Here is a 20,817-nt window from a genome sequence, read left to right on the forward strand (position 1 = left end):
TCCTTTCAAGAAGTCTCGGCCGGTTCGGCCTCTGGTCCAGGTTCGGCCTCTGGTCCAGGTTCCGGCGCCTGGGCCTGGGCGGCGGGCAAGGTGAAGATGAAGTGCGATCCCTGGCCGGGGCCGTCGGATTCCACCCAGATCCGGCCCTCGTGACGTTGCACGATCCGTCGGCACAACGCCAGTCCGACGCCGGCCCCTTCGTAGCGGTCGCCCCGGTGCAGGCGCTGGAACACCTTGAACAGGCGATCCGTCTGGTCGGCGGCGATGCCGATGCCGTTGTCGGCGAAGGTGAAACGCCACCCCGAACCGTCGCGTGCCGCCCGGGCAGCGACGACCGGAGCCACGCCATCGGCATGGTACTTCAGGGCATTGCCCAACAGGTTCTGGAACAACCGCTCGATCTCGTCCGGGCTGGCCAGAAGCCACGGCCATTCGCCTTCGATCCGCACCTCGGCCTTGGTCTGCTGGACCACCGGCGACAGGAACAACAGCGCCTCGTCCAGGACCTTGCGGCTGTCCACCCATTCCATGGGCAGGCCACGGCGGCCGACACGGGAATATTCCAGCAACGCCACCAGCATGCGGTCCATGCGCTTGGCGCCGTCCACGGCGAAGGAGACGAATTCGCGGATGTCGTCGGTGGCGGCGCCACCCAGGCGGCGTTCCAGCAACTGGATGTAGCTGGCCACCATGCGCAAGGGTTCGCGCAGATCGTGCGACACCGCATAGGCGAATTGTTCCAGTTCGGCGTTGGAGCGGCTCAGTTCGTCCTCGAATTCCTTGCGGTGGGTGATGTCGAGGAAGGACGACACCGCCGACAGCGGCAATCCGTCCTCGCCCGAACCCAAGGGGGCGGCGTTGGCTTCGATCCAGGTCACGTCGCCGTTCCTGTGCCGCAGCCCCATGACCACGCCCTCGCATCGTTCCCCGGTGCGCAGCGACACATGGGCCGGGCATTCCTCATGCGTCAACAGGCTGCCGTCGGGGTGGATGAGCTGCCAGCGCGGGTCGAACGGCGAACGCCCGGCCAAGGTTCCCGCCTCGGCCCCGAAAATACGCTCGGCGGCGGGATTGCACGACAGGATGATGCCGTCCCGGTTTTGGACGACGATCCCTTCCATCAGCGAATCGACCAGGGCGCGATAGCGTTCCTCGCTGGCCTTGAGCGCCCGTTCGGCCTGACGCTGGGAAGTGACCTCGCCCACCGTCAGGATCGAGCCCTGAACGTTGCCGCCACGCCCGAACAGCGGCCGGGCGTTGACGTTGTACCAACGCAAGGAACCGTTGCTGCCGCGCAATCCCAGGGAAACGTTGTCCAGGGTGCGGCCGGTCCGGGCGGCGATGACGCTGGGAAACTGCTCCAACGGCAAGGGAGCCCCGGTTTCGTCCACCACGTCCCAGGCCTGGAAACCGCCGATGCGGCATAGACGCGTCTTGTCGTAGGGAATAAGCCGGGCGAAACTGTCGTTGTGGAAAAGAACCTCGCCCGATGGCGCCACCATGGCCAGCCCCTCGGCCATGGCGGAAAGGGTGACCCGCTGGGCTTCCTGTTGCTGCGCCGCCGCCCGCGCGACGCGGTCGGAATGGCGCCCGAGAACAGCGATGACCAGCAACGCCAGGGCCAGGGCCGCGGTCGCGATCCCCGCCCATAGCGAGGTCTGGTGGTTGAGCTCGCGGACCGGAGCCAACGCCCCGTCCAAACCGACACCACCGGCCATCACCTGGCCGGTCGACAGGCGTTTCCAGGCGAAGATCCGCTCGATCCCGTCATGGGTCCCGCTGTCCCGATACCAGCCGCTTTCCGGGGCACCGGGCACCAGGAACGGCCGGTCCTCGGCGACATGCTGGCCCATGTGCTTTTCCGATTCGCGGGTACGCAACAGATAGACGCCGTCGGCACTGAACAGCGACAGGACGTCGGTGCTTCCCAGTTCGAACCGCGCCAGTTGGCGGGTCCACGCCTGGGGGTTGACGGCGATGGCCACCACACCGGCGAAGCGCCCCCGAACGACCACCGCCTTCGCCACCTGAAGGCTGAGCTTGCCGGTCAGACGTCCCTGCACGGGCGGGCTGACCACCAGGGGCAAGCCAGGTTCGGCGGCCAATTGCTGGAAATACCAGCGGTCGCCAAGATAATTGCGCGGTGCCGGCCCCAAGGAGCTGTAGGCGAGGGCGCCGCCGGCGTCGATGCGGAACAGTTGGAAGACCAGTTCGTCGCTGCCCGCCGAAACGGCGTCGCCGTACAGCCTGAGGGCATCGGCGCCCTGGGTGGCGGCGATGGACGCGGTGGTCAGCGTGACCTGAAAACGGTTGAGGGTGGTTTCCACCGCCTCGGCGGCGGCCTGGGTGATGAACACCACGCGGCGCCGGGCTTCCTCGACCGCCTCGTCCTCGGCGGTTCGCATCTCGTGGAACAGGTTGACCCAATATAACCCGATGAACAGGGCGACGATGGCGATGATCGCCAAACGCAGCCGATCCCCCCCCCAGCGAAAGCCGCGGCCCGAATGTGCCGTAGCGTCGTTCATCGAACCCATCCCTATCCAGGGTCGCGTCAAGCGCCCCCATCTTTCCGTGAAATGGTAACACGGATACGGGCAGCGCACACCCCGATTGCGTACACGCCCCTATCCAGAAGAAGGAGGCGCCTCAACCCCCGAGACGATATCCTCCAGCCTCTGTCAACAGCAAGGTGGCATGGACCGGATCGTCCTCGATCTTGCGCCGCAGGCGATAGATGTGGGTTTCCAGGGTATGAGTGGTGATCGCGGCGGAATAGCCCCACACCTCGGCCAGCAACTCGTCGCGCCCGACCACCCGGCCGGCGCGCCGCAGATGATCCAGGATGGCCGCTTCCTTGTCGGTCAGCCGCACCTTGCCGCCGTCCTCGGCCTCGAGCGTGCGGGCCGAGGCGTCGAACAGCCACCGCCCCAGGCGACAGGGCCTGTCTACCGTGGCCGCCCGCAACGTCTCCTCGACCCGCGCCAGCAAGGTACCCAGACGCACCGGCTTGGTCAGCACCAGAACCGGAACCGTCGCGGCGCCGGCGTCCTGGGCCGGGTCGGCGACGATCAGATCGACTGTCGGCAGGTCGATTGTCGGTGAATCGGGGCGCAAAGCCTCGGCCACCGTCACGCGATGACCGGCACCCTCCAGAACCTCGGCCAGCATGCGTCCGGCCACTGGGTCCGCGTCGAGCACAAGAATGTGTGTGTGGGAAATGGTCGCCCCCGTCCTGGCGTTTCGGGTAAAGCAGCCCACATATAACGCCAAGCGGCCCCAAGCGGAACCCATGCCCTTTTTCCTGGCGGCGAAAACCGCTATGGTGCCGCCCTTGAATCGCTGAGAGCCGAGATGAGGCCGTTACAAACCACCTCCGGGCCGCAAATGCCCGCCCCCGAGACATTGATCAGTGTCGATCGCGCCATCGCCGAACTGCGCCGTGGCGGCATCGTCGCCGTGCAGGGCAAAGACGGCGGCGTGGTCCACACCCTGACGGCCGAGGCCGCGAACGCCGATTCCTTGTCCATGCTGGCGACCTTCGCCGCCGGCACCCGACCCGCCTTGGCGGTCACCGGCCGCCGCGCCCGCGTGCTTGGCCTGGGGGCCGAGGACAGCGCGGTGGTGCTGCTCACCTCCTTGGGCGGCATGACCGCCGAAACCGTCGCGGCGCTGGCCGATCCCTGCCTGTCCGGGCCGCGTCCCGAATTGGGCGTTCTCAGCGCCTCTCCCGCCTCGGCCACCGCCGCCCAGGCGGTCGCCCTGGCCAAGCTGGCGCGTTTGTTGCCTGCGGTCGTGGTGGTCGAGGCGGGAAACGGCTTCGCCGCCGATCAGATCCGGGTGGCCGCCGCCGACGTCGCCGCCTATCAGGTCAACACCGCCCGCACCTTGCGCGTGGTGTCCCAGGCCCGCGTGCCGCTGGCCGGGGCCGAACAGGCGCGCATCATCGCCTTCCGCCCCGCCGACGGCGGCATCGAACACCTTGCCATCGTCATCGGTGAACCGGACGTGGAACAGCCGGTGCTGACCCGGCTGCATTCCGAATGCTTCACCGGCGATCTTCTGGGGTCGTTGCGCTGCGATTGCGGCGACCAGCTCAAGGGCGCCATCGCCGAGATCGCCCAGGCCGGCAGCGGCGTCCTGCTGTATCTGGCCCAGGAAGGGCGCGGCATCGGCCTGGTCAACAAGCTCAGGGCCTACCAGCTTCAGGACGACGGCTTCGACACCTTGGACGCCAACTTGCAGTTGGGATTCGACGACGACGAACGCATCTATCAGCCGGCCGCCCAAATGTTGCGCCTGTTGGACATCGGCAGCGTACGGCTGATGACCAACAACCCGCTCAAGGTCGGCCAACTTTCCGCCCATGGTATCCGCGTCGCCGAACGGGTCCCGCACATCTTCCCCGCCAACGAACACAACCGGTTCTATCTGAACACCAAAGCCACCCGCAGCGGCCATCTTTTCTAGGCAACCGGCAGTTTCTGCCGTCCGGGAAGACAGGGCAAACAGGCAAATCGTTTAAAAACAAAGCACTATGATTTGGCATCATGCTTGCAGCGTCTTTTTCGACCGCCGCCAAGCAGGTGAACCATGTCCCTATCCGCCGTCGCCCCCACGCCGTTCTATTACGACCCGGAACGCCTGCAACTCGACCCGCCGCCAGCGGCGGAACGGGACAAGACCGCCGCCACGGACAGCCAGGACAAAAGCGGCGAAAAGCACCTGTCCATGTTCGCCGAGGGCGACGATTCCCCCAGCTTCTGGGACCTGCTGGACGTCATCAACCCGCTTCAGCACATCCCGGTGGTCAGCAACATCTACCGCGAGATCACCGGCGACCAGATCGGGGTGGGCGCCCGGCTGGTCGGCGGCGCCTTGCTGGGCGGTCCTATCGGCCTGATCGCCTCGGCGGTGGATTGCGTGGTCGAGGAAAGCACCGGCAAGGACACCGGCGGCCACATGCTGGCGCTGTTCCAGGACGACACGGCACAAGACGCCCCCGGTGCCACCCAATTGGCCCAGGCCGACGCGACCCAGGCGGAAATTCCTGCCGCCCCTGTCGAGCCGCAGAAGGTGGCGCCCGCAAACATTCAGAACGGAAACATTCAGAACGAAAATATCGGACCCCAGGCGGTGGCGGCCCCGGTGATCACCCTTCCCGGTGCTGCGGGGACCACGAGTGGCGGGCCACGCCCCATGGTGTTCAGCCTGAACGGCGACACGACCACGCCCCAAGCCCAAACCACGCCCCAAACCCAAACCATGCCCATGCCGGTCAGCCTTGCGCCGCCGACCGGGGCCGCGCCGACCGGTTCCACGTTGACCGATTCCATGCCGCTGGCCAACGCCCGGACGGGGCGGGTCATGCCGGTGCCGGAACGCAACCCCAACGCCATGCCCATGCCAAAACCGCTGGTCACCGTTCCGGTTTCCGGCTCGACCAGCCGTTCGAACGTGCCGGTCACCGGTCACGTCACCGCCAGCAACGCCTATCACGCCACCGCCACAACCCGCCCGCCCAGCGCCGAGGAACAATTGGCCAGCCATCCCATGACGCCGCCCGCCGACACCGCCGGCAGCGATTGGTTCACCACCGCGTGGAGCCAGGCCCTGGACAAGTACCAGCGCGCCAACCAGCGCAGCGGCAAAAGCGCCGACGACAGCGGCGAGACCTTGCAGTAATCAAGCTTCCGCAGGCTGTTCGCCGTAATCGCGTTCCCCGAAGATGGCCGATCCCACCCGTACATGGGTCGCGCCCTGGGCGATGGCCGTTTCGAAATCGCCGCTCATCCCCATGCTGACGACCTTGAGGCCATTGCGCTCCGCCGCCTCGGCCAGCATGCGGAAATGGGGCGCGGGGTCTTCGTCCACCGGCGGAATGCACATCAGCCCGATCACCGGTAACTGATATTCCATGCGGCACAGCCGCAACATGGAATCCACCGAATCCGGGTGCAGTCCGGCTTTTTGCTCCTCAAGGCCCGTGTTCACCTGGAGCAGGCAAGGCACCTGGCGGCCGCTGCGCTCCATTTCGTCGGCCAGGGCGCGGGCCAGCTTGGGTCGGTCCACGGTCTCGATGATGTCGAACAACGCCACCGCCTCACGCACCTTGTTGGTCTGAAGCGGGCCGATCAGATGCAGTTCCACATCGGCGAAAGCGGCCTTGAGATCGGGCCATTTGGCCCGCGATTCCTGGACCCGGTTCTCGCCGAACACCCGCTGTCCGGCCTCGAGCGCCGTACGGATGGTGGCGGCGTCGTGGGTCTTGGACACCGCCACCAGGGAAATTGTGGCGGGGTCGCGGCCGCAATCGCGAGCGGCGTCGGCAATGCGTTGCTTGACAGCGGCCAAGGCCTGGGGGATGTCGGACACGATGGAACCTGTCTGGATGAAGGGCGCATGACCCTAACAAACCTGAGCCGACGAAAAAAGCCGCCATGCCGCCTGTTGGTCAGCGACGAAATCCGTTTGCCCGATCCCACGGCGGCGGCGGCCCGGCTGTCACCGGGCGACGGCGTATTGCTGCGCCATTATCACGCCGTGGATCGCGCCGCCCTGGCGCGACGGCTGGCGATCCGGGCCCGCGAACGGCGGCTGGTGCTGCTGATGGCCGGCGGCGACTGGCGGCTGGCGGCATTGGTCGGCGCCCATGGCGTCCACCTGCCGCAAAATATGGCACGCGGATTGTGTGATCCCGGCCTGCGGCTGTGGCTGCGACGCGGCCATCTGCTCAGCGTGGCCTGCCACGACCGGGCGGCGCTGGCCCGTGCCCGGACCTTGGGTGCCGACATGGCGACGTTGTCGCCGGTGTTCCCAACCCGCAGCCATCCCGGCGCGCCGTCCCTGGGAATCACCCGTTTCGCCCTGTGGACGGCAAAGGCCGGCCTGCCGGTGCTGGCCTTGGGCGGCGTCAACCGCCGCACCGCACGAACTTTACGTTTCGCCGCCGGCTGGGCGGCCATCGACGGGTTGCGCTAGACAAAAAAAAGAAAGGGCGGCCGAAGCCGCCCTTTCCCGAACAAGCCGTTCAGTTCGATTAGAACTGGAGCGACAGACCGGTGGCAACCATCCAGCCCTTGTTCTCGTTCTGCTGCAGGTTGGTTTCGTCGCTGTACTCGGCGTGACCAACGGTGGCCAGCACGTCGACGCCAGCGCCCAGGGTGTACTTGCCCGAGACCTGGTAGACCGTGAACTCATCCTCACCAGCGGTGGTGATGGAGCCTTCAGCCTGCGAGTTGAAGTAGACGAAGCTGACGGCGTAGGGGCCGGAAGCGTACTGGACGCCAGCGTCCCAGGTGTCGCCCTGGAGGAAGCCGGCAACGCCTTCGGCGTTGATCTTACGATAGGAACCGCCCACGGTGAAACCGGCGTAGCCGATCTGGGTACCGAAAGCGTATTCGTTCACGCCCTGGCCCTTCGAGGGAGTGGAGTAAGCCGGGCTGTTCACGTCGTAGGTGGCCCAGCCGCCCGACAGCTTGAAGTCAACGCCCGAGAAGGTGTTGGTGTACAGACCGCCGACACCGTAGATCTCACCGGCGGTCACGCCGCTGTTGGTGGAGATGTTGGTGGCGCCACGGTTGTCCTGGGTGCTGTTCGGCTTGTAGGACGCGCCCAGGGTCAGGCCGTAGAAGGTCGGGGCAACGTAGGTCACGCCTTCGGAATCACCGTCGGTGTCGATCGAGGTGACGACCTGGGTCTGCACGGCATCGGGCTTGGCGATGGCGAGACCACCGGTCAGCAGACCGTCGGAGTCGGTGTTGCCGGCGGCGTCCGGGGCCATCACGTGCAGCAGGACAGTGCCGTTGGCTTCGGAGCCCAGGATCACCTTACCGAAACCGCCGGCGATGAACACGTTGGACTTGTCGATGGTGTCGGCAGTGTTGTCGGTGGTGCCACCGGCTTCCAGCTCGACATTGATGCCGACCTGCATGCCGTTGTCCAGGGTGGTCGAACCCGAGAAGAAGATCTCGTTGTCACCCTTGATGTCGACGCTGTTGTAGTCGCCCTGGGCGCCAGCAGTGCCGTTGTTGTTGGCCTGATAGGAATCGTCCTGCCAAGCGCCGACGACCCACCACTTGGAGAAACCACCGAGCTCCAGCTTGATCTTCTCGGACGCCGAAGCGGCGCCGGTCGACAGCATGGACGCGGCAACCAGCGCAGTGCTGGCGACAAGAATCTTCTTCATGAGTACCCCTCGTGCCTCGTATGACGAAAAAAAGCGGCGACGTTCCTGCCGCCTAATTTCGATGCATCCTACGAAGGCCAAGGGAAAGGTTCAACGACTTGATTGCAGCTGCGAACACTTCTCAGAAGGGTGTTGCAGAATCGTCACAGAACGGTCACGCCGCCACGCTCTCACCCCTAGCAAGTCATTGAAAACAGAGGAAAATGTTCATCGCCGAATTCCGGGAAACATGCCCGCCAATAAGGCGTCATTCCCGCGAAAGCGGGAATCCATGGTGGGAAACGGCGCCCTGGACCCCGGTTCGCGCTACGCTTGGCTGGGGTGACGCTCTGTTGATGGGCCCTTCCCCGAAAATCGGCGAAGAACCAAACAAAAAGAAAGGGCGGCCGAAGCCGCCCTTTCCCTACAAGCTTTCGCCTGAGTTCGATTAGAACTGCAGCGACAGACCGGTCATGACGGCCCAGCCGTCGTTCTCGTTCGACTGCAGGCTGTCTTCGCTGTCATACGAAGCATGGCCGATGGTGGCCAGAGCGTCGACACCGGCGCCCAGGGTGTACTTGCCGGACACCTGGTAGACGGTGATCTCGTCTTCACCCTCGATGGCGGTCGAGCCATTGGCCTTCGACTGGTAGTACGAAGCGCTGATGGCGTACGGGCCGGAAGCGTACTGCAGGCCCAGATCCCAAGCGTGGGCGTTCAGGTCCAGAGTAGCGCCGGCCTGGGTGTTGCCACGATCGGCGACGACCGCACGATAGGACGAACCCAGGGTGAAGCCGGCATAGGACAGCTGACCACCGAAAGCGTATTCATTCACGCGATCGTCGGGCTGCGGAGCCGGGTTGCCGCCATTGGACAGGTTCGTGTCATAGGTGGCCCAGCCAGCCGAAGCGCGGACGCCAACGCCACCGAAGGTGTTGGAGTACAGAGCGCCGGCACCGAAGATTTCACCAACGGCGGGACCGGTCACACCCAAGTTAGCAGCGCTGGTGGAAGCGAGATTGCTCACACCACGGTTGTCTTCGCTCGCGCTCGGCTTGTAGGAACCGCCGACGGTCAGACCATAGAAGGTCGGAGCGACGTAGGTGATGCCTTCGGCGTCGTTGTCGGTGACGATGGCGGTGGTGTTCCAGCCGCGCTGCAGCGGGGTCACGCCGGAAACGTTGCTCGGGATCGCCAGGGCGTAGCCGCCGGTGATGATGCCGCCTTCGTTCCAGTTGCCAGCGGCATCCGGAGCGGAAACGTGCAGCAGGTAGGTGCCGTTGTTCTTGGAACCGACGATGAACTTACCGAAGCCGCCGGCCAGCCAGACGTAGGACTCGTCGATGGTGTCGGTGGTCTGGTCGGTGTGGCCACCGGCTTCCAGCTGGATGTCGACACCGACCTGCAGGCCGTTGTCCAGGGTGGTCGAACCCGAGAAGTAAATCTCGTTGTCGCCCTTGATGTCGACGTTGTTGTAGTCGGCGTTGTTGGCACCCTGATAGGAATCGTCGCCCCAAGCGCCGACGACCCACCACTTGGAGAAGCCGCCCAGGTTCAGCTTGATCTTCTCGGAAGCCGAGGCAGTGCCGGCCGACAGCATGGTCGCGGCGACCAGCGCGGTGCTGGCGATAAGAACCTTCTTCATGTTATCTCCTCTCTTTGGCACGGGGATGCGAGACCACATCCGCACTCCAAAATGAACGAACGGCCTGATCTCGCCACGACGCCCCCTCCAAGTCAAGCAAGCGGGGGGCGAGCATGTGACGAAAGCTCCCCACTGTGGCGAATGTGCAACAGCGCGGACGAGGCCGAACGAAGGAAGACGGCGGCGAAAGCAAACGCGACTTGCCGCCGAGGAACGGTCGTAGCATTCTCTGGCACGAAGAACCCCTGGGGCTCAGCAAGGTATCGAGGCGATGAAGACGAAGTTGGCGAAGGTTGCGGTCCTGTCGGTCCTGGCGTTGTCCGCCGCCGCGCTCTCGGGTTGCGGCGAAGGCAAGGCGGTGTTTCCCACCAGGGACAAGGGCGACAGCGCGCCGCGCATGAGCAACGAACCGCGCGAGACGGTGTTCGGCCCCGAGGGCATGTTCGGCGACAGCAAGAAGAAAGGCGACGGCGACGCCGCCGGCATCGGCGTCAACTCGTTCCTGTGGCGGGCGTCGCTCGACACCATCGCCTTCATGCCCATCGCCACCGCCGACCCGTTCGGCGGCACCATCATCACCGACTGGTACACCTTGCCGGAAAGCCCGGCCGAACGGTTCAAGGTCAACGTCTTCATCCTGGACCGGGCGCTGCGCGCCGACGGCGTCAAGGTGTCGGTGTTCAAGCAGGTGCGCGACGCCATGGGCCAATGGGTCGACGTCAAGGTCGATCCCCGCATGGTCACCGACCTGGAAAACTCGATCCTGACCCGCGCGCGGCAGCTGCGCATCGTCTCGACCGAATAATCGCGGGCTGGCGCCCGTCTTCTTGTTCAATTCCGATGCCCGGCCGCGTCCGGGCATCGCGCGTTAGGAAAGCCAAGGATCGTCATGTCGCGCACCGACGAGCGTTACAATTTCAAGGAAACCGAGGCCAAGTGGCAGCGCACCTGGGAAGAGAGCGGCGCCTTCGTCGCGACCATCGATCCCGCGCGCCCGAAATATTTCGTGATGGAGATGTTCCCCTATCCGTCGGGGCGCATCCACATGGGTCACGTTCGCAACTACACGCTGGGCGACGTGGTGGCGCGGCATAAACGCGCCCAGGGCTTCAACGTGCTGCATCCCATGGGGTGGGACGCCTTCGGCCTGCCGGCCGAGAACGCAGCCATCGAGCGCGGCGTGCACCCCGCCAAGTGGACGCGCGAGAACATCGCCTCGATGCGCGAACAGTTGAAATCCATGGGCCTGTCCTACGACTGGGGCCGCGAGGTCGCCACCTGCGAGCCGGAATATTATCGCCACGAACAGAAGATGTTCCTGGACTTCCTCAAGGCCGGACTGGTGTACCGCAAGGAATCCTGGGTCAACTGGGACCCGGTGGAAAACACCGTGCTGGCCAACGAACAGGTCATCGACGGCCGCGGCTGGCGTTCGGGGGCCTTGGTGGAAAAGCGCCTGCTCAGCCAGTGGTTCCTGAAGATCACCGCCTTCGCCGACGACCTGTTGCAAAGCCTGAAGGGTCTGGACCGCTGGCCCGAGCGCGTGCGCGTCATGCAGGAAAACTGGATCGGCCGCTCCGAGGGCGCCAAGCTGAGCTGGGACGTCGTCGGGCGTTCCGAACGCCTGGAAATCTTCACCACCCGCCCCGACACCTTGTTCGGCGCCGCCTTCCTGGCCATTTCGCCCAACCATCCGCTGGCCGCCGAACTGGCACGGGGCAACGCCGAACTCACCGAGTTCATCGCCGAATGCAACCGCATGGGCACCTCGGAAGCGGCGCTGGAAACCGCCGAGAAGAAGGGCCTGGACACCGGCCTCAAGGCCAGGCACCCCTTCGTGCCGGGCTGGGAGCTGCCGATCTACGTCGCCAATTTCGTGCTGATGGAATACGGCTCGGGCGCCATCTTCGGCTGTCCCGCCCACGACCAGCGCGACCTGGACTTCGCCCGGAAATACGGCCTGCCGGTCAAGCCGGTGGTGCTGCCGCCGGGCGAGGACGCCATCACCTTCGCGGTCGGCGACGAAGCCTGCGCCGGCGACGGCATCCTTTACAATTCCGACTTCCTGGACGGCTTGGGCGTCGAGGCGGCCAAGGCCGCGGCCATCGACCGCATCGAGAAGGAATCCTTGGGCGAGCGCACCGTCAACTGGCGCCTGCGCGACTGGGGCGTGTCGCGCCAGCGCTATTGGGGCTGTCCCATCCCCATCATCCATTGCGACAGCTGCGGCGCGGTGCCGGTGCCCGAGGCGGAACTGCCGGTGCGTCTGCCCGAGGACGTCACCTTCGACCGTCCCGGCAACCCGCTGGCCCACCACCCCACCTGGAAGGACGTGGCCTGTCCGTGCTGCGGCAAGCCGGCGCGGCGCGAGACCGACACCTTCGACACCTTCTTCGAATCGTCGTGGTATTTCGGCCGCTATTGCTCGCCCTTGGCCGAGACCGTGCCGTTCGAGAAGACCGAGGCCGATTACTGGCTGCCGGTGGACCAGTATATCGGCGGCATCGAGCATGCGGTGCTGCACCTGCTGTATTCGCGCTTCTTCACCCGCGCCATGAAGACCTGCGGCTACCTTGAGGTGAAGGAGCCGTTCGACGGCCTTTTGACCCAGGGCATGGTCTGCCACGAAACCTACAAGGACGAAGCCGGCGCCTGGCTGTACCCCGACGAGGTGGTCAAGCAGGACGGCGGACTGGTCCACGCCGAAACCGGCCGCCCCGTGGCGTTGGGCCGTTCGGAAAAGATGTCCAAGTCCAAGCGCAACGTGGTGGACCCGGCCTACATCATCGACACCTACGGCGCCGACACCGCGCGCCTGTTCATGCTGTCCGACAGCCCGCCCGAACGCGACCTGGAATGGACCGAGGCCGGCGTCGACGGTGCCTGGCGCTACGTCAACCGCCTGTGGCGTCTGGTCGGCACCGTGATCGAATCCTTGCCGCCGGCAGGAAGCACCATGCCGGAACTGGGAGCCGAGGCGCTCAAGCTGCGCCGCCAGACCCACAAGACCATCGCCGGCCTGTCCGACGACCTGGAACGCTTCGCCTTCAACAAGGCGGTGGCGCGGCTGCGCGAGCTGACCAACGCGCTCGGCGAAGTCAAGCCCACCACCCCCGACCTGGCCTGGAGCCTGCGCGAGGGGTTGGAGGCCGCGCTGTTGATGGCGGCGCCGATGATGCCGCATCTGGCCGAGGAATTGTGGGCGGAACTGGGCCACGCCGAGGCGGTCACCGCGACCCCCTGGCCCAAGGCCGATCCCGCCCTGTTGGTCGAGGACAGCGTCACCGTGGCGGTTCAGGTCAACGGCAAGCTGCGCGCCACCATCGAGCTGCCCAAGGACGCCGATCCCAAGCTGGCGGAGGAAACCGCCCTTGCGCAGGCACCCGTTATCGCGGCAATGTCTGGGAAGACCCCGCGCAAGGTGGTGGTCGTGCCAAATCGGATCGTCAATGTGGTGGTCTAGAGCCCTTGTCTGTCTGATGGTGCTGGCGCTCGGCCCTGCGGGGTGCGGGTTCCAGCCCATTTACGCCAAGCCGCGTACCGCCGAAAGCTCGGCCATGGCCACCCAGCTCGCCTCGATCCGGGTCTCCGGCATCGAAGATCGTCTGGGGCAGCAGGTGCGCAACAACCTGGTGGAAAGCCTGAGCCCGCGCGGCGAGCCGGCGCGGCCGCTCTATACGCTGAAAGTGGAGCTGAGCCAGTCGTCGGGCGGTTTCGCCAGCAGCAAGGACGGCAACGCCACCATCGAACGCCTGACCGTCAAGGCCGTTTACACCCTGAGTGAACAAACCAGCGGGCAGCAAGTCTATTCCGGTCAGGCGCGCAGCTTCACCAGTTTCCGCTATATCGGCCCGCGTTATGCCAGCACCGCCGCCGAGCGTGATTCCGAAATCTCGGCAGCCAGCGAGATCGCCGCTTCGATCCGCACCGCGTTGACCGCGTTCTTCAGCGACCCCAACACGTTCAAGAAGCGACAAGCGACAATCCAGCGGCAGCAGCCCATGCTGCCGACCACCACGGACCAACCCTGAGGCCGGATAGACCGTGAAACTGACCGGTGCCAAGGCCGAAACGTTCCTCAGGGCTCCCGATCCTGCCATACGCGTGGTTCTGGTGTTCGGTCCCGACAACGGCCTGGTGCGCGAGCGGGTCACGCGACTGGTCAAGGGAGTGGTCGCCGACGTGAACGACCCGTTCCGCGTCGCCGAGTTGACCCCCGCCATCCTCAAGGACGACCCCGCCCGGCTGGCCGACGAAGCGGCGGCCATGGCGCTGACCGGCGGACGCCGCGTGGTGGTGGTCCGCGACGCCGGCGATTCCGTCTCGTCGCTGTTCCAGGGATTCCTGGCCAATCCCATGGGCGACGCCCTGGTGGTGGTCGAAGCCGGCGATCTGGGCCCGCGCTCAAGCCTGCGCAAGCTGTTCGAGGGCGCGGACACGGGCGCGGCCCTGGCCTCTTACGGCGACGAAGGCGGCAGTCTGGCCCATGTCATCCAGGAAGAGCTTAAGAACGCCGGTCTGACGCCCGACCCCGACGCCTTGGCCTATCTCATGGAAAACCTGGGCGGCGACCGCCGCCTGACCCGTGCGGAACTCCAGAAACTGGCGCTCTACATGGGAGAGCCCGGCCGGGTGCGCATCGAGGACGCCCAGGCCTGTGTCGGCGACACCGCCTCGCTTTCCATGGACGACCTGGCCTTGGCCACCGCCGATGGCGACCACGCCACCGCCCAGCGCGTGCTGGACCGCCTGTTTCGCGAAGGCACCCACGCGGTGCCGGTACTGCGTGCGCTGTCACGCCATTTCCAACGCCTGCATTTCGCCGCCGGGCTGATGGGCCAGGGCAAGTCGGCCGACCAGGCCATGGCCGCGCTCAAGCCGCCGGTGATCTTCAAGGCCGCCGACCGCTTCCGCCGCCAGTTGAGCCGCTGGCCCGCCGACCGGGTGGGCCGCGCCCTGGAAGTGCTGATCGAGACGGAAACAGAATGTAAAACCACCGGCATGCCGGCTGAATCCCTGTGCTCGCGCACGGTGATGCAGTTGGCCAGGGCAGCGGGACGGCGCTAGACCCGACCCCAGCCACCGTGCCGGTGGCCCCCGAGGACGCCACCAACGGAAGGCTGCCATGATCCGCCCCGCCGATTTCCTGAAATCCACCCTGACCGAGGATATGTCCACCCGCGCCGCCACCCGTCTGGACCCGGTTCGCGCCCGGCTGGTGTCGCATCTGGCACCGCTTTATCTGGCCGGCGTCCCGGCGGCCGACCTTGAAGCGGTGGACGGCGAACAGATGTTCGCCGTCATGGTCGGGTTGCTGGATTTCGCCGCCGAACGGCCGATGAATGAACCGAAAATTCGCGTCTTCAACCCCGATCCCGACCGTGACGGCTGGGCCTCGCCGCATAGCGTGGTCGAAATCGTCAACGACGACATGCCGTTCCTGGTGGATTCGGTGGCCATGGTGCTGGCCGGGGCGGGTATCGCCATCCACCAGTTGGTCCACCCCATCGTTCGCGCCACCCGCGACGACAAGAACGCCCTGACCGCGCTGGAGGGGGCGCCGACAGGGGGCGGCGCCAGCCTGGAATCGTTGATGCATGTGGAAATCGACCGCCAGGACGCCGAGGGCAAGGCCGCGCTGCTTGAACAACTGACCCACACCCTGGGGCAGGCGCGGGCGGCGGTGGTGGACTGGCAGGCCATGCGTGAACGCATCCGCGCCGTGACCGCGGACCTTGACCGCGACAACGACGAGGACGAGGCGACGGCTTTCCTCGATTGGCTTTACGACGACCACTTCACTTTCCTGGGCTATCGCCATTTCCTGCTGTCGGGCCACGGCGACGCCCCCGACATCCGGGTCGAACCCGCCCATTCCCTGGGCATCCTGCGCGACGAGACCTCGCATGTGTTCGACGACACCCTGGCGCTGTCGGACATGCCGCCCGAAATCCGCGCCTTCCTGACCCGGCCCGGCGCGTTGATGGTGACCAAATCGGCGCGCCACGCCCCGGTGCACCGGCCGGTGCACATGGACATCATCGGCATCAAGCATCTGGACAAGAAAGGCCGGGTGATCGGCCTGCACGCCTTCCTTGGCCTGTTCACCGCCGCCGCCTACACCCGCGCGCCGTCGGCCATCCCGCTGTTGCGGCGCAAGGTGAGCCGCGTCCAAAGCAACGCCGGCTTCCCCCCCTTCGGTCATGACGCCAAGGTTCTGGGCAACATCCTGGAAACCTATCCGCGCGACGAACTGTTCCAGATATCCGAGGCGCAGCTGACCGCCAACGCCCTTGGCATCCTGCACCTTCAGGACCGGCCGCGCGTGGCCTTGTTCGTGCGCCGCGACGAATTCGGCCGTTTCGTGTCGTGTCTGGTGTTCCTGCCGCGCGACCGCTACGACACCCCGCTCAGGCTGGCGGTCATCCGTCTGTTGGAACAGGCCTATGGCGGCCGTCTCGACGCCTATTACACCCAGGTCGCCGACGGTCCCCTGGCCCGGCTGCATGTGATCGTGCGCATTCCCGCCGGCAGCCGGCCCATGGCCGACGAGGCCGAGTTGCAATCGCGCATCGCCGAATTGGCGCGCTCCTGGTCGGATCATCTTCAAGCCGCCCTGGTCCAGGCCCATGGCGAGGGTGAGGGACTGCGGCTGGCGCGACGCTGGCGCGACGCCTTCCCGCTGTCCTATCGCGAGGCCCATTCCGCCCTGGCGGCGGTGGCCGACGTCGAGCGGCTGGAGGCGGTGACAAGCGGCGCCGACCTGGGCGTCAACCTGTACCGCCCGATCGAGGCCGGACCGGGACAGGCGCGGCTGAAGTTGCTGCATGCCGGTTCGACCGTGCCCTTGTCCGACGTCTTGCCGCTGCTCGAGGCCATGGGGCTCAGGGTCATCGCCGAAGTCCCGCACGAGGTCCGCCCGGCCGATGGCGGCGAAAGCGCCTGGATTCACGATTTCCAACTGGAAAGCGAGGCGCCGCTGGATCTGGCGGCGCGCGGCGCCGATTTCGAACAGGCGTTGCTGGCGGTGTGGCGGGGCGAGGCGGAAAGCGACGGCTTCAACCGTCTGGTGCTGGCCGCCGGCCTGAACTGGCGTCAGGTCATGGTGCTGCGCGCCTATGCCAAATATCTGCGTCAGGCCGGCTCGACCCTCAGCCAAGCCTATGTGGAACGCGCCTTGGCCGGCAATGCCGAACCGGCGGCACTTTTGGTCAAGCTGTTCGAGACCCGCTTCATTCCCGGCGGTGACGAGGACAAGGCGAGATCCGCCTTGGAAACCGCCCTGGAAAAGGTGTCAAGCGCCGACGACGACCGCATCCTGCGCCGCTTCCTCAACCTGATCGGCGCCACCCTTCGCACCAATTACACGCTTGGGCGCCCCTATCTGTCGTTCAAGCTGGATTCGCGGGCGATCGACGACCTGCCGCTGCCACGGCCGATGGTGGAAATCTTCGTCTACAGCCCGCGCATGGAAGGCATCCACCTGCGCGGCGGCAAGGTGGCGCGCGGCGGCATCCGCTGGTCCGACCGGCGCGAGGATTTCCGCACCGAAATCCTGGGCCTGATGAAGGCCCAGATGGTCAAGAACGCGGTGATCGTGCCGGTCGGCGCCAAGGGCGGCTTCGTGGTCAAGCGGCCGCCGGCCGGCGGCGACCGTGCGGCGCTTCAGGCCGAAGGCATCGAGTGCTACCGCACGCTGATCCGTGGCATGCTCGACCTGACCGACAACCTTGCCGGCGGCGCGGTGGTGGCGCCGGCCGGTCTGATCCGCCACGACGGCGACGATCCCTATCTGGTGGTCGCCGCCGACAAGGGCACCGCCACTTTTTCCGACATCGCCAACGGGTTGTCGCTGGAATACGGCTTCTGGCTGGGCGACGCCTTCGCCTCGGGCGGATCGAAAGGCTACGACCACAAGGTCATGGGCATCACCGCGCGCGGCGCCTGGGAGGCGGTGAAACGTCATTTCCGCGAATTGGGCATCGACACCCAGGCCGAAAGCTTCACCGTGGTCGGCGTCGGCGACATGTCGGGCGACGTGTTCGGCAACGCCATGCTGTGTTCGCCGCACATCCGACTGGTGGCGGCATTCAACCACAGCCACATCTTCGTTGATCCCGAACCCGACGCCGCCAGTTCGTTTGTCGAACGCCAGCGCCTGTTCCAGGCGGCCAAGGCGTGGCCCGACTACGATCCCAAGGCCATTTCGGCCGGCGGCGGGGTGTTTTCGCGCGCCGCCAAATCCATCCCGGTCAGCCCCGAGATGCGGGCGCGGTTCGGAATCCAGGCGGCGACCGTCACCCCGACCCAACTGATCCGCATCCTGTTGACCCAGCCGGTGGACCTGTTGTTCTTCGGCGGGATCGGCACCTACATCAAATCCAGCGAGGAAAGCCAGGCCGAGGCCGGGGACCGCACCAACGACGCATTGCGCGTGGACGGCCGCGACCTGCGGGCCCGCGTGGTCGGCGAAGGCGCCAATCTGGGCTGTACCCAACTGGGCCGCATCGAATACGCCCTCAAGGGCGGACGCCTGAACACCGACGCCATCGACAATTCCGCCGGCGTCGACACCTCGGACCACGAGGTCAACATCAAGATCCTGTTGGGCGACCTGGTGGCGGCCGGCGACATGACCGGCAAGCAACGCGACCTGTTGCTGGCCAGCATGACCGACGAGGTGGCGGCCCTGGTGCTGCGCGACAACTACCTGCAAACCCAGGCGCTGTCGATCATGGCCGAGCAGGGCGCCGAATTGCTGGACGGTCAGGTCCGCTTCATGCGGCTGTTGGAAAAAAGCGGACGGCTGGACCGCGCCATCGAGTTCCTGCCCGACGACGACACCCTGGCCGAGCGCGCCGCCCGCCATCAGGGTTTGGTGCGGCCCGAACTTTCGGTGCTGTTGGCCTATGCCAAGCTGTGGCTGCACGATTCGGTGCTGGCCTCGGAACTGCCCGACGATCCGTTCCTGGCCGGCGATCTGGTCCGCACCTTCCCGAGCGCGCTGCGTGAACGCTTCGCCACCGAGATCGGCGGCCATCGCCTGCGCCGCGAGATCATCGCCACCGCCGTCACCAATTCCATGGTCAACCGGGTCGGCGTCGCCTTCGTCGCCGAATGCGCGGAAAAGACCGGCCACGGCCCGGCCGACGTGGCCCGCGCCTATATCGTCGCCCGCGACGCCTATGGCCTGCGCGACATCTGGGCCCGCGTCGAGGCGTTGGACGGTACCGTGCCGGCGTCGGTCCAGCATGCCATGCTGGCGGAATCGGGACGGTTGCTGGAACGGGCCACCGGTTGGGTGCTGCGCTCGGTGCCGACGCCGTTCGACATCGGCGCGGCCATCGGCGAATTGCAGCCGGGCATCGCGGCATTGCGGGCGGCGCTGTCGGCCATCCTGCCCAGCGAAACCGCCGAAGGAGTCGCCGCCCGTTCCGCCGATTACCAGGCCCAGGGCGTGCCCGCCGACCTGGCCTGGGACGTGGCCAACCTGATCGTGCTGGCCTCGGCCGCCGACATCGTGCGCATCGCCGCCCGCCAGGGCATGGCGGTGGAAGAGGCCGGCTCGCTGTATTTCGCCATCGGCCACCGTTTCGGCCTGGGCTCCTTGCGGGCGAGCGCGGAAACCCTGGCGGTGGGCGGACATTGGCAGAAGCTGGCGGCGGCGGCGGTCATCGAGGACCTTTACGGCAGCCAGCGCGACTTGACACTCCAGGTGGCGGCCAAGGCCCCCGGCCAAAAGGCGGCCGAAGCCTTGGACGTTTGGGGCGCCGAACATCGCGTCGCCATCGACCGGACCGAGACGGTGCTGGCGGAATTGCGCGCCGCCCGTCAGGTGGACCTTGCCATGCTGACGGTCGCTGGCCGTCAACTTAAAGCGATGGTGGAAAAGTGAGGATACCTTGAAGTGAGTCACCACTTGCGTTACCTAGACGCTAGCCGACCCTATCGGAGCCCGTGAATGGACCCCCGCCAGTTCCTCGCCGAGCAGTTCGCCGAGCATGAGCAGACTGTCGCGACGACGCGTGACGCGGTCGCGGAATCGTTCGCGGCCCTGGTCGAGGCCTGTTCACGCGCCATCGAAGCCGGTGGCAAGATCCTGTTTTTCGGCAACGGCGGGTCCGCCGCCGACGCCCAGCATCTGGCCGCCGAACTGGTGGTGCGCTACCGCGTCAACGGACGCGCCCTGGCGGCCATCGCGCTGACCACCGACACCTCGCTGCTGACCGCCTGCGCCAACGATTTTTCCTATGACGACATCTTCGCCCGCCAGGTTGAAGCGCTGATGAAGCCCGAGGACGTGGCCATCGGCATCAGCACCTCGGGCAACAGCGGCAGCGTGATCAAGGCGTTGGAAACAGCCCGCGCGATCGGCGGCACCGCCGCCGGTCTGGCCGGCCGCGACGGCGGCAAGATGGTGGGCGTGGCCGACCCCCTGGTGGTGGTGCCCAGCACCGTCACCGCCCGCATCCAGGAAATGCACATCCTGCTTGGCCATGCCCTGTGCGACATGCTGGAAAAACGCCACCGTCCCGGCGTCCAGGCCCATTAAGGAAAAATCATGGCTGCCAAGAAACCCTCCGCCATGCAGGAATTGCAATCACACGCCCCTACACCTCAGATGGGCTCGGAACGTTCGTTCGGTCTGGTGTTCGCCGCCGTCTTCCTGATTGTCGGCGTGTGGCCGCTCAAGGCCGGGCACGACCCGCGCATGTGGGCGCTGGGCGCCGCCGTCGCCTTCCTGGTCATCGCGCTGGCCTTCCCGCGCGTGCTCAAGCCCTTGAACATCGTGTGGTTCAAGTTCGGCATGGTGCTGCATCATGTGATGACGCCGCTGATCATGGGGCTGCTGTTCTTCCTGACGGTCACCCCGGTCGGCCTTTTGATGCGGGCCACCGGCAAGGACCCCATGCGTCTCAAGCGCGATCCCAAGGCCGCCAGCTATTGGATCGACCGCACGCCGCCGGGCCCCGCGCCCGAATCCATGAAAACCCAATTCTAGGAA

Annotated in this window: 15 protein-coding genes; 10 read left to right on the plus strand and 5 right to left on the minus strand. The window is 66.1% G+C overall.

The window, feature by feature from the left end; all coding sequences use genetic code 11:
* Window positions 1–5: 5 nt before the first annotated feature.
* A complete protein-coding gene (locus G4223_RS00095) occupies window positions 6–2,528 on the minus strand; it encodes an ATP-binding protein (RefSeq protein ID WP_163673509.1) in 2,523 nt (840 codons plus the stop codon).
* A gap of 121 nt (window positions 2,529–2,649) precedes the next feature.
* A complete protein-coding gene (locus G4223_RS00100; RefSeq protein WP_338086784.1) occupies window positions 2,650–3,183 on the minus strand; it encodes a winged helix-turn-helix transcriptional regulator in 534 nt (177 codons plus the stop codon).
* 171 nt (window positions 3,184–3,354) lie between these two features.
* Between G4223_RS00100 and ribA the strand changes: the two genes are divergently transcribed.
* Window positions 3,355–4,470, plus strand: coding sequence for a GTP cyclohydrolase II (gene ribA / locus G4223_RS00105; RefSeq protein WP_163673513.1), 1,116 nt, complete (start codon window positions 3,355–3,357; stop codon window positions 4,468–4,470).
* 123 nt (window positions 4,471–4,593) lie between these two features.
* Window positions 4,594–5,685, plus strand: coding sequence for a hypothetical protein (locus tag G4223_RS00110; RefSeq protein ID WP_163673515.1), 1,092 nt, complete (start codon window positions 4,594–4,596; stop codon window positions 5,683–5,685).
* On the opposite strand, the gene G4223_RS00115 is transcribed toward G4223_RS00110, so the two are convergent.
* Window positions 5,686–6,375, minus strand: coding sequence for a YggS family pyridoxal phosphate-dependent enzyme (locus tag G4223_RS00115; protein ID WP_163673517.1), 690 nt, complete (start codon window positions 6,373–6,375; stop codon window positions 5,686–5,688).
* A 27-nt stretch (window positions 6,376–6,402) separates the two neighbouring features.
* Between G4223_RS00115 and G4223_RS00120 the strand changes: the two genes are divergently transcribed.
* Window positions 6,403–6,981 carry a thiamine phosphate synthase gene (locus tag G4223_RS00120; protein ID WP_163673519.1) on the plus strand — a complete coding sequence of 193 codons (579 nt, stop codon included), beginning with the start codon at window positions 6,403–6,405 and terminating at the stop codon, window positions 6,979–6,981.
* A 58-nt stretch (window positions 6,982–7,039) separates the two neighbouring features.
* Here the strand turns inward: G4223_RS00120 and G4223_RS00125 are convergent, their stop codons facing one another.
* Both G4223_RS00125 and G4223_RS00130 read right to left on the minus strand, forming a co-directional pair.
* Complete coding sequence (locus tag G4223_RS00125) at window positions 7,040–8,188, minus strand: porin (RefSeq protein ID WP_163673521.1); 1,149 nt, start codon at window positions 8,186–8,188, stop codon at window positions 7,040–7,042.
* A gap of 427 nt (window positions 8,189–8,615) precedes the next feature.
* A complete protein-coding gene (locus G4223_RS00130; RefSeq protein ID WP_163673522.1) occupies window positions 8,616–9,812 on the minus strand; it encodes a porin in 1,197 nt (398 codons plus the stop codon).
* A gap of 271 nt (window positions 9,813–10,083) precedes the next feature.
* Here G4223_RS00130 and G4223_RS00135 point away from each other — a divergent pair, with 271 nt between their 5' ends.
* The 7 genes from G4223_RS00135 to G4223_RS00165 all read left to right on the plus strand — a co-directional run bounded on the left by G4223_RS00135 (window position 10,084) and on the right by G4223_RS00165 (window position 20,814).
* The gene (locus G4223_RS00135; RefSeq protein WP_163673524.1) at window positions 10,084–10,617 is read left to right on the plus strand and encodes a DUF3576 domain-containing protein; all 534 of its coding nucleotides are present in this window, start codon (window positions 10,084–10,086) and stop codon (window positions 10,615–10,617) included.
* Window positions 10,618–10,701: 84 nt separating this feature from the next.
* On the plus strand, window positions 10,702–13,275 hold the full coding sequence (leuS, locus tag G4223_RS00140) for a leucine--tRNA ligase (protein ID WP_163673526.1): 2,574 nt from the start codon (window positions 10,702–10,704) through the stop codon (window positions 13,273–13,275).
* A complete protein-coding gene (locus tag G4223_RS00145) occupies window positions 13,262–13,843 on the plus strand; it encodes an LPS assembly lipoprotein LptE (protein ID WP_163673528.1) in 582 nt (193 codons plus the stop codon). The genes leuS and G4223_RS00145 overlap by 14 nt, the downstream gene beginning before the upstream one ends.
* Before the next feature lie 13 nt (window positions 13,844–13,856).
* Window positions 13,857–14,879 (plus strand): DNA polymerase III subunit delta, encoded by a 1,023-nt coding sequence (holA, locus tag G4223_RS00150; protein WP_163673530.1) that lies wholly within the window; start codon window positions 13,857–13,859, stop codon window positions 14,877–14,879.
* 58 nt (window positions 14,880–14,937) lie between these two features.
* Window positions 14,938–19,707 carry an NAD-glutamate dehydrogenase gene (locus G4223_RS00155; protein ID WP_163673532.1) on the plus strand — a complete coding sequence of 1,590 codons (4,770 nt, stop codon included), beginning with the start codon at window positions 14,938–14,940 and terminating at the stop codon, window positions 19,705–19,707.
* Window positions 19,708–19,773: 66 nt separating this feature from the next.
* A complete protein-coding gene (locus G4223_RS00160; RefSeq protein WP_163673534.1) occupies window positions 19,774–20,364 on the plus strand; it encodes a D-sedoheptulose 7-phosphate isomerase in 591 nt (196 codons plus the stop codon).
* Window positions 20,365–20,373: 9 nt separating this feature from the next.
* Window positions 20,374–20,814: an SxtJ family membrane protein gene (locus G4223_RS00165; protein ID WP_241003873.1), complete on the plus strand. Its 441-nt coding sequence runs from the start codon at window positions 20,374–20,376 to the stop codon at window positions 20,812–20,814.
* Window positions 20,815–20,817: the final 3 nt, after the last annotated feature.

The organism is Magnetospirillum aberrantis SpK (genome assembly GCF_011022235.1).
GTDB lineage: Bacteria > Pseudomonadota > Alphaproteobacteria > Rhodospirillales > Magnetospirillaceae > Magnetospirillum > Magnetospirillum aberrantis.